Here is a 15,552-nt window from a genome sequence, read left to right on the forward strand (position 1 = left end):
GATCGCGGTGTTACCCGCCGGATCAGTCACGGAGGCTTCGACGCCGTACTCGCCTTCGCTCAGCGGTGTTTCAGCATCGACAGTATAAGTACCGTTCTCGACGGTCGCTGTGACGGTCTGCGCATTGCCTTCGCTATCAGTGATGACCAGGGTGACGGTGCTGCCATCCTCGGCATCGGTGGTGCCGACGATGGTCGGTGTGGTGTCAGAGGTCAGCGCCGGCGCATCGACAGTCAGCGCAGGTGCGGTCAGATCGATCTCGCCCACGTCATTGCTGATCGCGGTGTTACCCGCCGGATCAGTCACGGAGCTTCGACGCCGTACTCGCCTTCGCTCAGCGGTGTTTCAGCATCGACAGTATAAGTACCGTTCTCGACGGTCGCTGTGACGGTCTGCGCATTGCCTTCGCTGTCGGTGATGACCAGCGTAACGGTGCTGCCATCAGCGGCATCGGTGGTGCCGACAAGGGTCGGTGTGGTGTCAGAGGTCAGTGCTGGAGCATCGACCGTAAGTGAAAGCACGGTCACTTCAATGCCGTTAGCATCCGGATTAAACCCGTCTTCATCTTCGTCGGTATAGGCGGGGTCGGTAAAACCACCTTCATACTGATAAGACGTACGCTCAACACGCCCGTCGCGCCCTACGCCGGATGCATCGAGAAAGCCACTACGATCACTGCCCGGAGCACCACCGTCTTCGCCTGCAGCGGGGGCTTCCTGGACAGCCGTCGGGTCATCACCGCGCGCAATCGCCTCGCGCAGCGCCTCTATCGCAGGATCCACCAACTCTTCGCTACGGCTCTCAGCCAACAACATCTCGACTTCTATAGGAGAGCCTTGCGGCACCACGAGCTGGGTACCATCTTCCAGCACCACAATCGCGCCTTGCGGGGCAACAAGAGAAGCGGAAGGCTCCAGTATCATCCCTTCAACGACACGCTGTGCCTCGTTACCAGAGGAAACAACGAGAACGGTGCCTTCAGTGCGAATGACCTGGACCATGGGACGTACTCCTACGAGGAAAGGGCGTTCGATCAAGGCAGTCAGTGACACCAAGGGCATGATCGAAAAAATCAGATGATTACATTTTGATACACAAACTCACTCAAAGCAACCCAACTCATTGTGGCAATTTTACCCGCCCTGGGTAATGAATAATGTCATCCCGGAAAGGCTTGCCAAATCAATCAGTCAGGCCCACAGCACCTTTTTTTGCCTTCCATACGAGCTCATCACAATGTGCTTTCCATTGTCGCTGAACGCTATGAACTGGTACTCCATCACTATCAAAAACCCCTATATTAGAGACATCACTGTAAAGCCACTGTTCAATCAAATCAGCCAAAGCAAACAGCGCCAGTGCATTGCCAGGCTCGCGTATCGCGATACGCCTGAGGTGGCTACCAGGAGCTTCACCCATCATCGGCCCAAGGCCGAAACGCGCAAGTCGGATAACCAAACGACGATAGGCCCGAACACCTGCATGCGGTGATACGCGACGCCCAGACCATAGTACCAGCCCAGCACCCAGCGCAGTCACACTCGCGAGCAGCCCCAACATTCCCCACACCAGCCATTCCCAACGAAACTCACCGAATATTCGCTGCCAGAGATTACGCTGCTCATCCAAGCGAAAACCCACCACGCTACGTTGCCAGCGATACTCAAAACGCTCCCAATGCCGTCTTAGATCACTCAATAAAGAATTATTCAGAGTGAAGGCGCGCAGACCTGCATCCGCCATGAAACCCGGCTGGCCTTGCAAGCTCAGCGCGCCTTGAGAAATACGCTCAGGTGCGACAGCAGCCGTGGGATCAAAACGATGCCAGCGATCGGCGTAAAATACTTCAACCCAAGCATGAGCATCGTATTGACGAACGGTGAGCTCTTGCTCGCCATCCAACGCACTCCCTTGTGATTCCCCACCTAGATAGCCAGCCACCATACGCGCAGGAAGCCCTGCAGATCGCGCCAGGAAAACACTGGTGGAGGCATAGTGCGTGCAGTAACCACTCTGGCTATCAAACAGGAAGTCATCAACACGACTCTGCCCTTCGATACGTGGCGGCGTTAGCGTGTAATGGAAAGGATTACGATTGAAATGTTGAAATAGCAGTCGCAGAAACTGCTGGGGATCTCCTCTCGCCTGTTGCATCAGCTGTCGGGCGAATTCATGCGCGCGAGGATTGCCTGTATCTGGCAGCAGCATATTGAGACGCTGCATCCACTGTGGAGCGTTGGAAGGAGGCGCGCCAGAGGACGCAAGCTGTAACAGTTCACGTGTATTGAGCGACGTCAGCCCTTCGAGTGTGCCATCGACTAGATAGCGCGCCTCACGATTACTGGCTAGTGGCGCACCGAGGCTCGGACGCCAAGGCCGCGGGTCTGGCTCGAGCAATAATTCATAATGATGGCGGGCAGCCTCACCGCTGACACGACGACTATTTAGCGCATAACGCGATGACGCCCCGCCCAATGCACGTTGTAGACGCTCGGTCGTTGCGCGTGACCAACGCACGCCATCGAACAGACTTAGAGTATAGACGCGCCAGTAACGCTGAGAGGTAGCAGGCAACTCACCGTCAAAACGTGCCCTGAACGCTAGTGCATCACTGCGTCCTAGCGCAGCAATATCCCCGGGAGAAACACTGTCGGTGAGCCCGGTCGTCGCTTCATTGAGCTGAGGGACATTCCACAACGGTGGCAGACGCGGAAACAACACGAATAGTCCCAGCATCAATGGCAGGGACAAGCCCATCAGCCAGGCCGTTTCACGCAGCGCCTCACGACGGGCACGCGCGCCAGCGATCAATACCAGACCACCGATGAGCCAACTGACCGTCAGCACTGCTGCTACCGCCATCAGAGGGCCTTGGTCGTGCAAGAAAGCGGACGCCAGCACCACGAAGCCGAGACCACACACCACCCGGCCATCACGTAGACTGTCTGTTTCCAATAACTTGAGTAGATAGATACCGACCAGCAGGCCAATCATCGCTTCCAGCTGCAGCATCTGTCCGTACTCAAGAAACAGTCCTGCTGCCACCAGGGAGATCGCCGCCAGTCGTAATAAAATGCCAGCGCGCAGTACACGAGCGCGCAGCTGCTGAAAACGCCATAGTGCTGCCAGCAAGGCAGGCAACCCTAGCCATACCGGCATCCACAGTAGATGCAGCAATAGCACCAGGCATTGACCGATAAACAGATGACGTAGTTCGAGCCAGCCTAGCGCCTTCTCCGGTGTCAGCGGTTTACGCTGCCACCAGTGGTGCTTCGTGCCGTTTGTATTGTCGTTTGTCATGCAGCGCCACCTTGCATCATGTCGCGCCCCTTCCAGGTCTGCCACGCTCTGCTACGGCGAGCTGCTGAGCTGACCAAGGCAACACCCGCTCACCGCCAAACAATGCCAACGCTTCTAGAGCACGATGCCGATGCGCACCACCACTGGCGATGGACAGCGTTTGTCCCGGAAGACGCAGGCCGTAAGTCGCCTGCGCCTCTTCAGCCGCCAGCACACGCGCCGTCAACTCGCCGAGGCGTTGTTCCATATCCCCTCGACACGCCTCGTAGTCAAGCCACAAAGAAGGCCGTGCTGGCGTCTCGAAACGCTTTGTCACCAACTCGCCACTTCTCCCCCAGTGCTTCCAGGCTATATGTGATGGCGCATCCCCCGGCACATAACGACGCAATCCAGCGAAATCACCCTGTTCTACTTGCTCAAGCGTTCGGCGACTGCCTTGTGGTGCAGAGGACAACTCAGGTTGCGGATAAATGAGCACCGGCATATCAATGGCAACCCAAGCCCACAGACGCACCAGCCTAATGGCCAGCGGGATTCGAGCGTCAGTGTCGGTAACGTGAACTGGCCACGCACGGCAACAGACAGACCAAGCGGCGCACTCCCCTCACCGGCATGAATTTCGAGACGCTGCTTGCTGTCACCCAGCCGCACATCAATCGCATGCGCACGTAACCGGCCACTCAAGCGCACCACGAGTCTTAGCTCTCCCCCTGCATACGCCTCACCGTCGGCCGCCAACTTGACCCGAACGCCAGCCAGATTCCGCCAACTGCGAAAGATGCTAATCAATGCCAGCGAGAACAGCCAAAATGCCAGCCCATGCGCCAGAGAATTCTCATAGTTGATCCCCAGCAACAGTAGCAATACCACCAGCACCGCCCAGAACAGACCAAAGGGCGTCGGCAGTATCATGAGCCTGGCATGATGAAGCGCTTCGCCTCCCCCAATGGACATCCGCCGCGTCATTCGCGCCTTCAAGCGCGCCCAACTGCCACCCCCTGGCACCCTATTCATGCGGGAATCACAGCCACCTGCCCCAAGAGATGGCGTGCCACGGCATCACCTTCCGACACACTTCCCTCACAGAGGCGATGACCTACCACTGATGCCCATACCGCCTGTACATCTTCTGGCAGCACGTAATCGCGACCAGCCAGCAACGCCCATCCACGCGCCGCACTGGCCAATGCCAGCACGCCACGTGTCGACAGTCCGTAAGCCACCTCGGGAGAGCTACGCGTTGCAGCCACCAGTGCCTGTAGATAGTCCAATAACGGATCCGATAAACGGACACGCTCGACTGCCGCCTGCCACTCCTTCAATAGTGCCACGGGCAATAAAGGTCGCAGGGCCTCGATATGCTGACGCCCGGCATTTCCCTTGAGAACTTCACGCTCGGCGGCAGGTTCCGGATAACCCAGTGAAATGCGCATCAAAAAGCGATCCAGCTGTGATTCGGGTAACGGGAAGGTGCCGGCCTGCTGAAGAGGGTTCTGAGTGGCAATCACGAAGAAAGGATCGGGCAAGCGGCGCGTTTCGCCCTCTACGGTGACCTGGCGCTCTTCCATTGCCTCAAGCAAGGCGCTCTGGGTCTTGGGGGTGGCACGATTGATCTCATCGGCCAATACCAGCGAGTGAAAGACAGGACCCGGATGAAAACGGAAGCTGCTTTCGCGAGGATCAAAGACCGACACACCGAGGATATCCGCTGGCAGTAAATCACTGGTGAACTGGACACGCTGCATATCAGCGCCAATCAAGCGCGCCAACCCTTGCGCCAGAGTCGTCTTGCCAAGACCCGGAAGATCTTCAATCAATACATGCCCGCGACACAGCAGACAACACAACGCGAGGCGTATCTGGCGAGGCTTGCCTGCCAGTACGGTCGATAGCGCAGTCTCGACCTCTTCAAGTTGTTGCAGCGATACCTTGGCATTCATGCATGAACTCCAGGACTGAGATAAAAAAGAGTGCGCTGGCGCAGTCACGGATATGCCACTCACTCACTTACCCGCTCCCATGGAAAGGAAGCCATCGCGAATCAGGCGCTCGAGAGCCATACGGCTGTCAGGCGTTGAAGGGTGCAATTCCAGCGCTTTTTCAGGCGTCACCCAAAAGGCATCAGCGACCTCTTCGGCCTGAAGCGTCAACGGCCCGTCATGGCGAACGAGATAGGCACTCCCAAAAACATGATTGGTGGCATCGGTGTAGCAGAAATCAAAGCAATGCCTGAGCGGCGCACCACGCACGCCAATCTCTTCTTCAAGCTCACGCTGTGCTGCGATATGTACAGCTTCACCAGCTCCCACCACTCCCCCACTGGCCAAATCGAAATAGCCCGGAAATACCTCTTTGCTCAGCGTACGTTTCTGAATGCACAATTCTCCATGCTTGTTGAGAACAAACGCATAGGTGGCACGATGCCAGTAGCGATATTGGCGCATAAAGCGACGCGGCGCCGTGCCACATGGGCGGTTTTTCGCATCAACCAGCTGAATGATTTCGTCCTGGATCACCGTTCCCTGTTCCTTGCCTGTCCTTGAGTCAAATCGATGCAATGCACCGAGCAATGCGTCTCACGGTAGCAGAATGCAACGCGACTGCCTTCAACTCCACTGCCACGCCACGGGTGTCCTACGCTTTAAACATCCCCCTCGTGACAGGAAACCATGATGCCTGAGCCACGCCCGTTGCCTCCCTCTGAACATCTGCCACCTTACACACGACACATGACATGCCGTGATGAGGCACTCAACCAAGCCGAACCACCGCTCCGCCAAGCCTTCGTCGATGATCGCCCGTTACGCGAGGCCTTGCGCCGCGAGGCTCCCGGCCTGTCGCCGCTGGTGCTGACACGCCTGGCCGAACTTGGTACAGCCGTTGGCTCTGCCGACACCCGCGCATTGGGATTTGCTGCCAATCTTCACGCCCCGCAACTGCTTACCCATGACCCTCAGGGACGCCGCCTGGATGAGGTCGAGTATCATCCGGCATACCACCAGCTGATGCGACTGGCACTGGAAGGTGGTTGGCACAGTGTCGCCTGGGAAGAAGAGGGTCATGGTGGGCACCAGGCTCATGTGGCAGCTCTCTATCTGCTGACACAGGCAGAGCCAGGCTTCTGCTGCCCCATCACCATGACTCATGCGGTCTGGCCAGCACTGCGTCAGGATGAGGCGCTGGCCACTTTCTGGAAACCACGCCTGCGGGCCCGCGCCTACGACCCTTTATCACGCTCTCCGCGTGACAAACACAGCGCCATCTTTGGCATGGCAATGACAGAGCGTCAGGGGGGCAGTGATGTGCGCACCAACCTTACTCGAGCCGACGCAACAGCTGATGGCTACCGCCTCAATGGCCACAAGTGTTCATGAGTGCACCAATGTCAGACGCCTTCCTGACACTGGCTCAGCTCGATGAAGGGCTGACCTGCTTCGTGATACCGCGACGCCGCGAAGATGGCAGCCACAACGGTCTACAACTGCAACGCCTCAAGGACAAGTGTGGCAATCGCGCCAATGCGTCCAGCGAGGTCATGCTAATTGATGCACAGGGGCAGCGATTGGGCGAGCCCGGACGCGGCATCACCACCATCATCGAGATGGTGCACCAGACGCGGCTCGATGCCGCCACCGCACCTGTCGCACTGATGCGTCAGGCGCTTGTCGAAGCTCTGCATCATTGCCAACAGCGTCACGCCTTTGGGCAACCACTGGCCAGACAGCCATTGATGCAGCAGGTACTGGCAGATCTCGCGCTGGAAGTGGAAGCAGGCATCGCCCTATGCTTGCGAATTGCGCGCCAATTTGATGATGCCGTAGCAGACGACGAAGCTCGACCACTAGCTCGCCTTGCACCAGCGATCGCAAAATACTGGCACAATCGACGTAGTCCCGGCCTGCTGGCAGAAGCGATGGAATGCCTGGGAGGCAATGGCTATATAGAAGAGCACTTGATGGCACGTCTGTATCGTGAGGCGCCAGTGAATGCCATCTGGGAAGGCTCGGGCAACGTGTTGTGTCTTGACGTGCTGCGCACGCTGGCGCGCTACCCGCAGGCTGGTGAAGCTCTGATGGCCGAGCTATCCGCAGCGGGAGGCCAGCACCATGAATACGACACAGCCTTGGCTGCCTTTGAACACAGTCGATTGCTTCAAGAGCCAGAAGAAGCGCAGGCACGCCAGCTAGTGCAGTCCCTCGCCGTCCTGTGGCAAGCCGCACTGCTCATACAGCATGCCCCTCAGCCAGTGGCAGACGCCTTCTGCGCCACACGACTCAGCGGCGGCATCCCTGGCGCCAGCGGCGTATCCGGCCTCCCTCGTGGTATGTCGTCCGCCCAGATACTGAGCCGAGTACTGCCATGACTTCCAAGAGAAAGACCTCCAGCGTGACATCACTTTTTACTCGTCAAGCCTGCTGCCTACTACTGGCGTGCACTCCACCATTGACACCATGGCTCGCCGTTCACGCCAGTGACACTGTTATCAGCACTCCCGCTCCACTTGAGGTCGAGCATGCCTTCGCACTCCCCACACCACCAGGTGCGATGACTGGCGCTCTCTACCTGACACTGATGCCCTCCAAGGGAACAGCGACCCTGATAGGGGCCAGCACACCGTGGGCACAAGTCATCGAGATGCACGACATGCAACTCACCAATGACCGCATGCAGATGAAGAAACTCGATAGCCTCCCGGCCCAGGCAGACATGCCTCTCAAGATGATACCCGGGGGCGGCCCGCACCTCATGCTGATTGGTCTATCACAACCTCTCACTGCGGGGAGCAAGATCCCGCTGACCCTGCAATTTCTCGCACGGCCTGACATCCATATTGAGGTACCAGTGAAAGACTATGACGCTGTCATGGCCTCCACTGCTGCTCAATAAGTGTCGCAGACTGATAACTCCCTCCTCGATCATCACTCACGTATTTATCAAGCGCACAACGCAAAGCCCCCTGACACAGAATGCCAGGGGCTTGAATATATTCATCGCGCTATCGATTACTGCATGCATTACGCCAAGTGGGCTTGCTGATAACGCCTATCTCTCTGTGACGCTCGCTCATCAAGCCCCCATCACCACACGTAACGCCAATGCCAACAACACCACGCCAGTCAGACGATTGATCCACACCGAATGCGCCTGCAGCCATGGCAATACCCGCGAATGAGATAACACCAACGCCACCAGCACGTACCAGGCTCCATCGATCACCATTGCCGTAAGCACCACCAACCACTTACCAGCCACACTCATATCCGGCGTAATGAACTGACTGAGCAGCGCAACAAAGAACAGGATAAGCTTGGGATTGGCTAGTGCCACCAGCAAACCATCACGCGCCGCCATCGAGCGCGAAGTACTGGCTTTCTGCGCCTCCAACGCGCCTCCGCTCCCTGATCGGAGCGCCTTGAACCCTAGCCACGCCAGATACACCGCCCCAAGCAGCATTACTACGCGAAAGGCTTCGGGATAATGCGCCACCAGCGCCCCCAGACCCCACGCTGTCGCAGCTGCATAGATACCTACCCCGAATGCATGGCTCACTCCAGCCACTACCCCAGAGCTTCTCCCGCCCCCCAAGGTATGTCGCAACACCATCGCCAGACTCGGCCCAGGCGACATGGCGCCCATCGCGCAGAGAGCAACAAGTGACAGCCAGAGATTCAGCGGCATCCAGTGCATGGCAGTATCCATTCATCATTCAAATAGGGTGTGGATAAAACAAAATTGAGGCACAACGATGCCCATCAGCGTGTATTAGCACAATATGCTCACGGCTAAAGGCTAAATAGCGGACACGACAAAACGCACTGAATAAGCGCGTAAGGGAGCTACCAAGAGTCCAAGAGATGCTATACAGAAAGATAGTGCTGACTGCTGCGATGTGACACAAAGCACCGGCAAGCAAGAAGGGCTACTACGAGGGAGATAATACCAGGCTACTGACGTTAGACGTTGAGCCATTGATTTTTAACATGGTGCCGGTGGTCGGACTCGAACCGACACGCCTATTAAGCGGCGGATTTTGAATCCGCTGCCCTATCTACAAAATCATATACTTACCCACATATTTTCACAAAGCCCAATACCCGACCCAATACCTGAAATACACTTGCACGCCACCAAATGCAACACCTCACGAGGCACTTCAGGCCTTCAGCACCAACCCAAAGTTCTGACTGACGAAACGATGTTGCAACAAGCGTTTCCTGTGTTTCCTTTGCGCTTCTTGAATCATCGAGCCTCTTGCATCTCAAGCCTAGCCTACGCGCCCTCAATGCGACGCGCCCGGCCTCTCAACTAACGACTTGCTGACGAACTGGTCATCCTCTCATGGCTTTCCCGGCGCAAATTTGGTGAGATAGCCCCAACCGAAAACGGCGGTGCAATACCGCCGTCTCATCAGACAGGGAAGCGCGGTAGATGATACTCACCCTAAACCAACTGGAACGGCACCTGTTCAAGGCGGCCGATATCCTGCGTGGCAAAATGGATGCCTCGGAATTCAAGGAATACATCTTCGGGATGCTGTTCTTGAAGCGTTGCTCGGATGTCTTCGAGCAACGTCAGGAGGAAGTCCGTCAGCAGCTCAAGCAAGCCGGCAAGAGCGAGATCGACATCGCTCACCTCATCGATATGGAAAGCTGGTACAAGGCGACCTTCTACGTCCCCGAACAGGCACGCTGGGCCTACCTGCTCAAGGAAGCCCACCAGGCGTCGGCAATGCACTGAACAAGGCGCTGGCAGGCCTGGAAGAAAAGAATCCAAGCCTCGCCGGGGTACTCGAGCATATCGACTTTACACGCAAGGTGGGCTCTACCACTCTGCCAGATAAAAAGTTGCGCCAGCTGATCACCCACTTCAGCGAATACCGCCTGCGTAACGAGGACTTCGAGTTCCCCGATCTACTCGGCGCGGCCTATGAGTACCTGATCCGCGACTTCGCCGATTCCGCCGGCAAGAAAGGTGGCGAGTTCTACACCCCGCGTACCGTGGTACGGATGATGGTGCGCCTGATGAATCCTCAGGAAGGTCACAGCGTCTACGATCCCTGTATGGGCTCCGGCGGTATGTTGATCCACTCCAAGGAGTACCTGGAAGAACAGGGCGGTGACCCGCGCCGACTCAACCTATTCGGTCAGGAGGCATCCGGCTCGGTATGGGCCATCGCCAAGATGAATATGCTGCTGCACGGCGTCAGCAGTGCGGACCTGCGCAACGATGACACCCTGACCGATCCGCAGCATATCGAAGGCGGTGAGCTGGTGCGCTTCGACCGCATCCTGACCAACCCGCCCTTCTCCATCGGCTACACCCCGACTCAGCACTTCCCCGAGCGCTTCCACTACGGCAGCGTGCCGGAAGGTGCCAAGAAGGCTGACCTGATGTTCCTGCAGCATATGGTCGCCTGCCTCAAATCCGACGGTATGCTGGCCACCGTCATGCCCCACGGCGTGCTGTTCCGTGGCGGCGATGAAAAGCGGATTCGCGCCGGGATGCTGGAAGATGATCTCGTCGAGGCTGTCATCGGTCTCGCGCCCAATTTGTTCTACGGCACCGGTATTCCCGCCAGCATCCTGATTCTGCGTGCCAAGGGCGCCAAGCCTGAGGAACGCAAGGGCAAGGTGCTGTTCATCAATGCCGACCGTGAACTCCACGAAGGCCGTGCACAGAACCACCTGCTGCCGGAACATATCGAGAAGATCGCCAGTACCTATGAGTCTTTCTCCGAGGTCTCCGGCTTTGCGCGTGCAGTGCCAATCGAGGAGCTGCGCGACAACGACTACAACCTCAATATTCGCCGCTACGCCGACAACACCCCGCCGCCGGAACCCCAGGATGTGCGTGCTCATCTCAAGGGCGGCGTACCCGTCAAGGAGATCGAAGCCAAGCAAGCCTTGTGCGATGCCCAGGGCCTGGACCCAATGGCACTCTTCCAAGTCCGCGAGAGCGATACTGATTACGTGGATTTTGCCGAGTTGCTAGCCGAGAAACGCGATATCAAACCTGCCATCGAGCAGGATGAAGGCCTGAATGCCAAGCAAGCTGGTGTCATGGCAGCCTTCGAAAGCTGGTGGGCCGAGCACGGCACCAGCATCACCGGGCTATCCGCCAATGGCGGGCGCTTGACGCAGCTACGTGATGAGCTGCTTAGCAGCTTTTCGTCGGCCCTGGAACCCACAGCAATGCTCGACCGCTTTGCAGTGCGCGGCATCATTGCCGGCTTCTGGTTCGACAACAAGAACGAGTTCCGCACCCTGCAAGCTCGTGGCTGTATCGGTGTCGTGGACGCCTGGCGCACCAGCATCGTGAGCTTGCTGGAAGACGACCAGAGCAACACCAACCCACTGGATCACCGCCTGGTGCATTTCCTGCTGGCGGACTATGTGAGCGAACTGGAGGAGCTCGCCGCCAACGCGGCGGAGCTGGATGCGCGCATCAAGGCCGCTGAGGCCAAGCCGGATGGTGACGACGGCGATGAGGCGGAAGCCGATAGCGGCGAAGGCGACGATGCCCCTACCCCGGCCGAGATCAAGGCTTGGAAGAGCGAACGCACCCAAGTGAAGAAGCAGCACAAAGCCAAGGTGGCAGGTTTCGAGACACGCCTGAATCAGGCCGTAGACGCTCTGGACGAACCCGCTGCTGCCGAACTGGTCGGCGCCATCCTGCACAACGACCTGAAAGGCATACTCGAACGCTATATCCGCCAGCAGCGTCAACAGATGATAACTGTCTTTGAGACCTGGTGGGACAAGTACCGAGTGACCCTAGCTGATATCGAGGCCGAGCGCGACGATGCCGCCAAAGAACTTCAGCAATATTTGAAGGGGCTTGGTTATGTCTGAGCAACCACATTTCCCGCTACAAAAGTTGGGTGAGATTGTAGAAGTTCTCGACCACCTTCGCATCCCAGTTAATTCAGAAGCTAGGGGAAAGCGTAAAGGTGATGTGCCTTACTATGGTGCCAATGGTTTGCAGGGGTGGATCGACGAACCGCTATTTAATGAGCCTCTGATATTAATGGCTGAAGATGGAGGGAATTTCGATGATTTTTCCACTAGGCCTATTGCGTATCGAATTGACGGCCCAGCCTGGGTAAATAATCACGCACACATAATAAAGGTAGACAATCCCAAGCTTCATAGTTTTATCTACTGGTCGGTTGCCCACAAAGACATCAGAAAACACGTGGCGGGCGGGACTAGGCAGAAGCTGAACCAGTCAGCCCTTAAAGAAATTGAAATTCCATGTCCTCCAAATGACGAGGGGGCCGTGGTCGGCAAGGTGCTCGACACCCTCGACACCCAGATCGAGCAGACCGAGGCACTGATCGCCAAGCTGGAGAAGGTCAAGGAAGGCCTGCTTCACGACCTGCTGACTCGCGGTATCGACGAGAATGGTCAGCTGCGCCCCAGCCCCGAGCAGGCGCCAGAGCTGTACAAGGAGTCGCCGCTGGGGTTGATACCTAGGGAGTGGGATACTCATAGTCTATCGACATGCTCTCTGAAAATATCAGATAGAGACCATACGACCCCAGTTTATGTTGAGTCGGGATTTTTGATGGTTTCGCCTGTCAACTTTTTTGGTTATGAAGGGATTGATTTCGATAACTGCAAAAAAATACCCAGGAGTGCGCATGAGAAAAACAGAAAGAAAACAGATCTCTCTATAGGCGATGTCATCATCCACAGGATTGGCGCGGGCCTCGGAAGAGTCAGGGTTGTTAGAGCGGGCATGCCAGAGTTCAGCATACTTCATAGCGCTGCTCAGATAAGACCAAACCCAAATTTTGTCACGCCTGAATACTTGCTTTGGTCACTTAGGCTTGACAGCACGTTGATGCAAATGGAGCTGGGGACGCAAAGTATTGGGGTGCCCGATTTAGGGCTGGACAAAATTGGCGGGTTCCTGATTCCTGTCGCCCCAACTTCCGAGCAAATTGCTATCTCCAAAATCTTGTCCGACAGCCAGTCTGAGCTGATGTCTTTATCTGACAATGCAAGCCAGCTTAGAAACCTGAAGTCAGGCCTCATGGACGACCTCCTGACCGGCCGCGTCCGCGTCACCCCGCTTCTCAATCAAGCCCAGGCCACTACCCCGGCGTAGACCGGGGCTTCCACAGCACCAGGACAACATCGCAAAGGGAACTGCCATGACCACCTTCGACAGTACCAAGCGCTCGCTGCCCGAGCTGCTTAAGGACATCACCAACGGCAAGATCCAGCTGCCTGACTTTCAACGTGGCTGGGTGTGGGACGATGATCACGTCAAAAGCCTGCTGGTCAGTATCGCCCGATCCTTCCCGGTCGGCGCAGTGATGCTGATGGAGACGGGGGGGGAGGTTCGCTTCCAGACCCGCCCGGTGGAGGGTATCGACCCGAAAACGGTCACCAAAGACCCGGACCACCTGATTCTCGACGGCCAGCAGCGCCTCACCAGCCTGACTCAGGCGGTGGGTCTGGATGCCCCGGTCGATACCCGCACCGCCCAGGGCAAGAAGATTCGCCGCCACTATTACTTCAATATCTGCAAGGCACTGGAAGGCGATGAGCGTCTGGAAGATGCCATTGAGGCAGTGGATGAGAACCGCCAAATCACCAAGAACTTCGGTCGTGATGTAAAGCTGGACCTTTCTACTCGCCAGCTTGAGTGTGAGAAGCTCTACTTCCCTTGCGACAAGATTCTCGACCCATCCGATTGGTTGCAAGACCTGTTCCGCTACAACCAGCAAGCAATGGGCGAATTCCTGGAGTTTCAGAAGAAAATACTCGGCGCTTTCTCTGCCTATCAGTTACCAGTCATCGAACTGAAGAAAGAGACCTCCAAGGAGGCGGTCTGCCTGGTGTTCGAGAAGGTCAACACAGGCGGCGTGCAGCTCTCGGTATTCGAATTGATCACCGCCAGCTATGCCGCTGAGGGCTATAACCTGCGCGATGATTGGTATGGCTCCGACATCCGTAAGGTGCCTTCACGCAAGGTTCGCTTCAAGGAGCACGAGTTGCTGGCGGGCGTGGAAAACACCGATCTACTGATTGCCATCACGTTGCTACATACCCACGCTCGCAAGCAAGAGGATATTGCTGCCGGTCACACAGGGAAACAAGTTCGACCCGTCAGTGCCAAGCGCACCTCAGTACTGGACCTCCCACTTGAATCATATAAGCGCTGGGTAGATAGCGTGGAAAAAGGTTTTGTCGAGGCGGCTTACTTCCTCAAGGGAGAATGCTTCTACAAACGCCGCGAACTACCCTATGCCACCCAGCTAGTGCCACTGGCCGCTGTCATGACGCTGCTGGGCGGGAGCTGGCGGGAGCCCCGTATCCACGCCAAGCTCACCCGCTGGTTCTGGAGTGGTGTACTGGGTGAACTCTATGGCGGCGCCGTGGAGACCCGCATCGCCCTGGACCTGGAAGAGCTGATGTATTGGTTCAAGCACGACGCCGAGCTGCCGCGCACCGTGATTGACGCCTCCTTCGACCCCTCGCGCCTCGAGACCCTACGCAGTCGTAACAGCGCCGCCTACAAGGGCATCAATGTGCTGATCCTGCGCGAAGGGGCCAACGACTTTTTCTGGAAGGGCGACATTCAGGCGCTCGACCAACAAGGCGTCGCGCTGGATATTCACCACATCTTCCCGCGTGCCTGGTGCGAGTCTCAGGGACTTTCCTATCGCGTCTACGACGCCATCATCAACAAGACGCCTATCTCTGCGCATACCAATCGCATGATCGGCGGCAGAGCCCCGTCGGAGTATCTGACCCGCCTGCAGGACCACAAGCAGGTCCAGCTAAATGATGAATCAATGGATGCCATCCTTGAAGGCCACCGTATCCCGACACAAGCTTTACGCGCGGATGACTTTGGCGCCTTCTACCAACAGCGCAAGCAGAACCTGCTCGAGATCATCGAAAAGGCAATGGGCAAGAAAGCGCTGGCGGGCAGTGATGAAGGTAGCGATGAGGGAGGTGACGACTGAATCATGGCCATTGACCTCTCGCGCAGCCTGAACCCGCAAAAGGGGCTGATCGACAAGCGAACAAAGCGAGAGGTCTCAGTAGCACCAGTAGGTGTGTTGGCACGTATGCTGGTAGCACTTGATTGGTTGATCACGAAGGAAGCCGTCACACCCAGTGTAGAAGCTATCAAGGAAGGGTTCAGGCACTGGTCCCATGATTTGGCCGGGCAGCGCAAGATGAACCTGTTCTCGGACCGCCTGATCGCCGTGACGCTGGAGAGGCTGATATC

The 15,552-nt window shown here is 57.0% G+C and carries 15 protein-coding genes; 7 read left to right on the forward strand and 8 right to left on the reverse strand.

Annotated elements, in window-relative coordinates; translation table 11 throughout:
- From BF12_RS19740 to BF12_RS0111180, 7 genes are all read right to left on the reverse strand, one after another.
- Positions 1–306, reverse strand: a 306-nt coding sequence (locus tag BF12_RS19740; RefSeq protein WP_035159982.1) for an Ig-like domain-containing protein, incomplete at its 3' end; no start/stop codon positions are given.
- Entirely contained in the window at positions 303–1,001 is a 699-nt protein-coding gene (locus tag BF12_RS0111155; protein WP_024952351.1) for a retention module-containing protein, read from the reverse strand. The genes BF12_RS0111155 and BF12_RS19740, both read right to left, overlap by 4 nt.
- A gap of 181 nt (positions 1,002–1,182) precedes the next feature.
- Complete coding sequence (locus BF12_RS0111160) at positions 1,183–3,300, reverse strand: transglutaminase TgpA family protein (protein ID WP_024952352.1); 2,118 nt, start codon at positions 3,298–3,300, stop codon at positions 1,183–1,185.
- A gap of 16 nt (positions 3,301–3,316) precedes the next feature.
- Positions 3,317–3,547: a hypothetical protein gene (locus BF12_RS22860; RefSeq protein ID WP_024952353.1), complete on the reverse strand. Its 231-nt coding sequence runs from the start codon at positions 3,545–3,547 to the stop codon at positions 3,317–3,319.
- Between the two features lie 161 nt (positions 3,548–3,708).
- Positions 3,709–4,254, reverse strand: coding sequence for a hypothetical protein (locus BF12_RS0111170; protein WP_024952354.1), 546 nt, complete (start codon positions 4,252–4,254; stop codon positions 3,709–3,711).
- A 56-nt stretch (positions 4,255–4,310) separates the two neighbouring features.
- Positions 4,311–5,240, reverse strand: a complete 930-nt coding sequence (locus BF12_RS0111175) for an AAA family ATPase (RefSeq protein ID WP_024952355.1) — start codon at positions 5,238–5,240, stop codon at positions 4,311–4,313.
- A 63-nt stretch (positions 5,241–5,303) separates the two neighbouring features.
- Positions 5,304–5,870 (reverse strand): NUDIX hydrolase, encoded by a 567-nt coding sequence (locus tag BF12_RS0111180; RefSeq protein ID WP_246116629.1) that lies wholly within the window; start codon positions 5,868–5,870, stop codon positions 5,304–5,306.
- A 102-nt stretch (positions 5,871–5,972) separates the two neighbouring features.
- Here BF12_RS0111180 and BF12_RS22865 point away from each other — a divergent pair, with 102 nt between their 5' ends.
- The 3 genes from BF12_RS22865 to BF12_RS21715 are packed head-to-tail and all read left to right on the forward strand — an operon-like array spanning position 5,973 to position 8,187.
- The gene (locus BF12_RS22865; protein ID WP_248623681.1) at positions 5,973–6,674 is read left to right on the forward strand and encodes a hypothetical protein; all 702 of its coding nucleotides are present in this window, start codon (positions 5,973–5,975) and stop codon (positions 6,672–6,674) included.
- Positions 6,675–6,682: 8 nt separating this feature from the next.
- Positions 6,683–7,663, forward strand: coding sequence for an acyl-CoA dehydrogenase family protein (locus BF12_RS22870; protein ID WP_248623682.1), 981 nt, complete (start codon positions 6,683–6,685; stop codon positions 7,661–7,663).
- Positions 7,660–8,187 carry a copper chaperone PCu(A)C gene (locus tag BF12_RS21715; protein ID WP_084488084.1) on the forward strand — a complete coding sequence of 176 codons (528 nt, stop codon included), beginning with the start codon at positions 7,660–7,662 and terminating at the stop codon, positions 8,185–8,187. The genes BF12_RS22870 and BF12_RS21715 overlap by 4 nt, the downstream gene beginning before the upstream one ends.
- A 180-nt stretch (positions 8,188–8,367) precedes the next feature.
- Here the strand turns inward: BF12_RS21715 and BF12_RS0111195 are convergent, their stop codons facing one another.
- On the reverse strand, positions 8,368–8,979 hold the full coding sequence (locus BF12_RS0111195; protein ID WP_024952358.1) for a LysE family translocator: 612 nt from the start codon (positions 8,977–8,979) through the stop codon (positions 8,368–8,370).
- A 750-nt stretch (positions 8,980–9,729) separates the two neighbouring features.
- On the opposite strand from BF12_RS0111195, the gene BF12_RS22875 reads away from it, so the two are divergent.
- From BF12_RS22875 to BF12_RS0111215, 4 genes are all read left to right on the forward strand, one after another.
- Entirely contained in the window at positions 9,730–10,038 is a 309-nt protein-coding gene (locus BF12_RS22875; protein ID WP_248623683.1) for a type I restriction-modification system subunit M N-terminal domain-containing protein, read from the forward strand.
- A 107-nt stretch (positions 10,039–10,145) separates the two neighbouring features.
- Complete coding sequence (locus tag BF12_RS19750; RefSeq protein ID WP_248623684.1) at positions 10,146–12,152, forward strand: N-6 DNA methylase; 2,007 nt, start codon at positions 10,146–10,148, stop codon at positions 12,150–12,152.
- Entirely contained in the window at positions 12,145–13,413 is a 1,269-nt protein-coding gene (locus BF12_RS19755) for a restriction endonuclease subunit S (RefSeq protein ID WP_024952359.1), read from the forward strand. Before BF12_RS19750 ends, BF12_RS19755 begins: the two co-directional genes overlap by 8 nt.
- A gap of 46 nt (positions 13,414–13,459) precedes the next feature.
- Positions 13,460–15,283, forward strand: coding sequence for a GmrSD restriction endonuclease domain-containing protein (locus BF12_RS0111215; RefSeq protein ID WP_024952360.1), 1,824 nt, complete (start codon positions 13,460–13,462; stop codon positions 15,281–15,283).
- Positions 15,284–15,552 lie beyond the last annotated feature (269 nt).

Origin of the sequence: Cobetia crustatorum (assembly GCF_000591415.1) — a bacterium.
Classification (GTDB): domain Bacteria; phylum Pseudomonadota; class Gammaproteobacteria; order Pseudomonadales; family Halomonadaceae; genus Cobetia; species Cobetia crustatorum.

Coding starts and splice junctions, on each gene's coding strand:
- BF12_RS22865 (WP_248623681.1), top strand. CDS start 5,973: ATGCCTGAGCCACGCCCGTTGCCTCCCTCTGAACATCTGCCACCTTAC.
- BF12_RS22870 (WP_248623682.1), top strand. CDS start 6,683: ATGTCAGACGCCTTCCTGACACTGGCTCAGCTCGATGAAGGGCTGACC.
- BF12_RS0111195 (WP_024952358.1), bottom strand. CDS start 8,979: ATGCCGCTGAATCTCTGGCTGTCACTTGTTGCTCTCTGCGCGATGGGC.
- BF12_RS0111215 (WP_024952360.1), top strand. CDS start 13,460: ATGACCACCTTCGACAGTACCAAGCGCTCGCTGCCCGAGCTGCTTAAG.
- BF12_RS19755 (WP_024952359.1), top strand. CDS start 12,145: ATGTCTGAGCAACCACATTTCCCGCTACAAAAGTTGGGTGAGATTGTA.
- BF12_RS0111175 (WP_024952355.1), bottom strand. CDS start 5,240: ATGAATGCCAAGGTATCGCTGCAACAACTTGAAGAGGTCGAGACTGCG.
- BF12_RS0111155 (WP_024952351.1), bottom strand. CDS start 1,001: ATGGTCCAGGTCATTCGCACTGAAGGCACCGTTCTCGTTGTTTCCTCT.
- BF12_RS22860 (WP_024952353.1), bottom strand. CDS start 3,547: ATGGAACAACGCCTCGGCGAGTTGACGGCGCGTGTGCTGGCGGCTGAA.
- BF12_RS0111160 (WP_024952352.1), bottom strand. CDS start 3,300: ATGACAAACGACAATACAAACGGCACGAAGCACCACTGGTGGCAGCGT.
- BF12_RS22875 (WP_248623683.1), top strand. CDS start 9,730: ATGATACTCACCCTAAACCAACTGGAACGGCACCTGTTCAAGGCGGCC.
- BF12_RS0111170 (WP_024952354.1), bottom strand. CDS start 4,254: ATGTCCATTGGGGGAGGCGAAGCGCTTCATCATGCCAGGCTCATGATA.
- BF12_RS21715 (WP_084488084.1), top strand. CDS start 7,660: ATGACTTCCAAGAGAAAGACCTCCAGCGTGACATCACTTTTTACTCGT.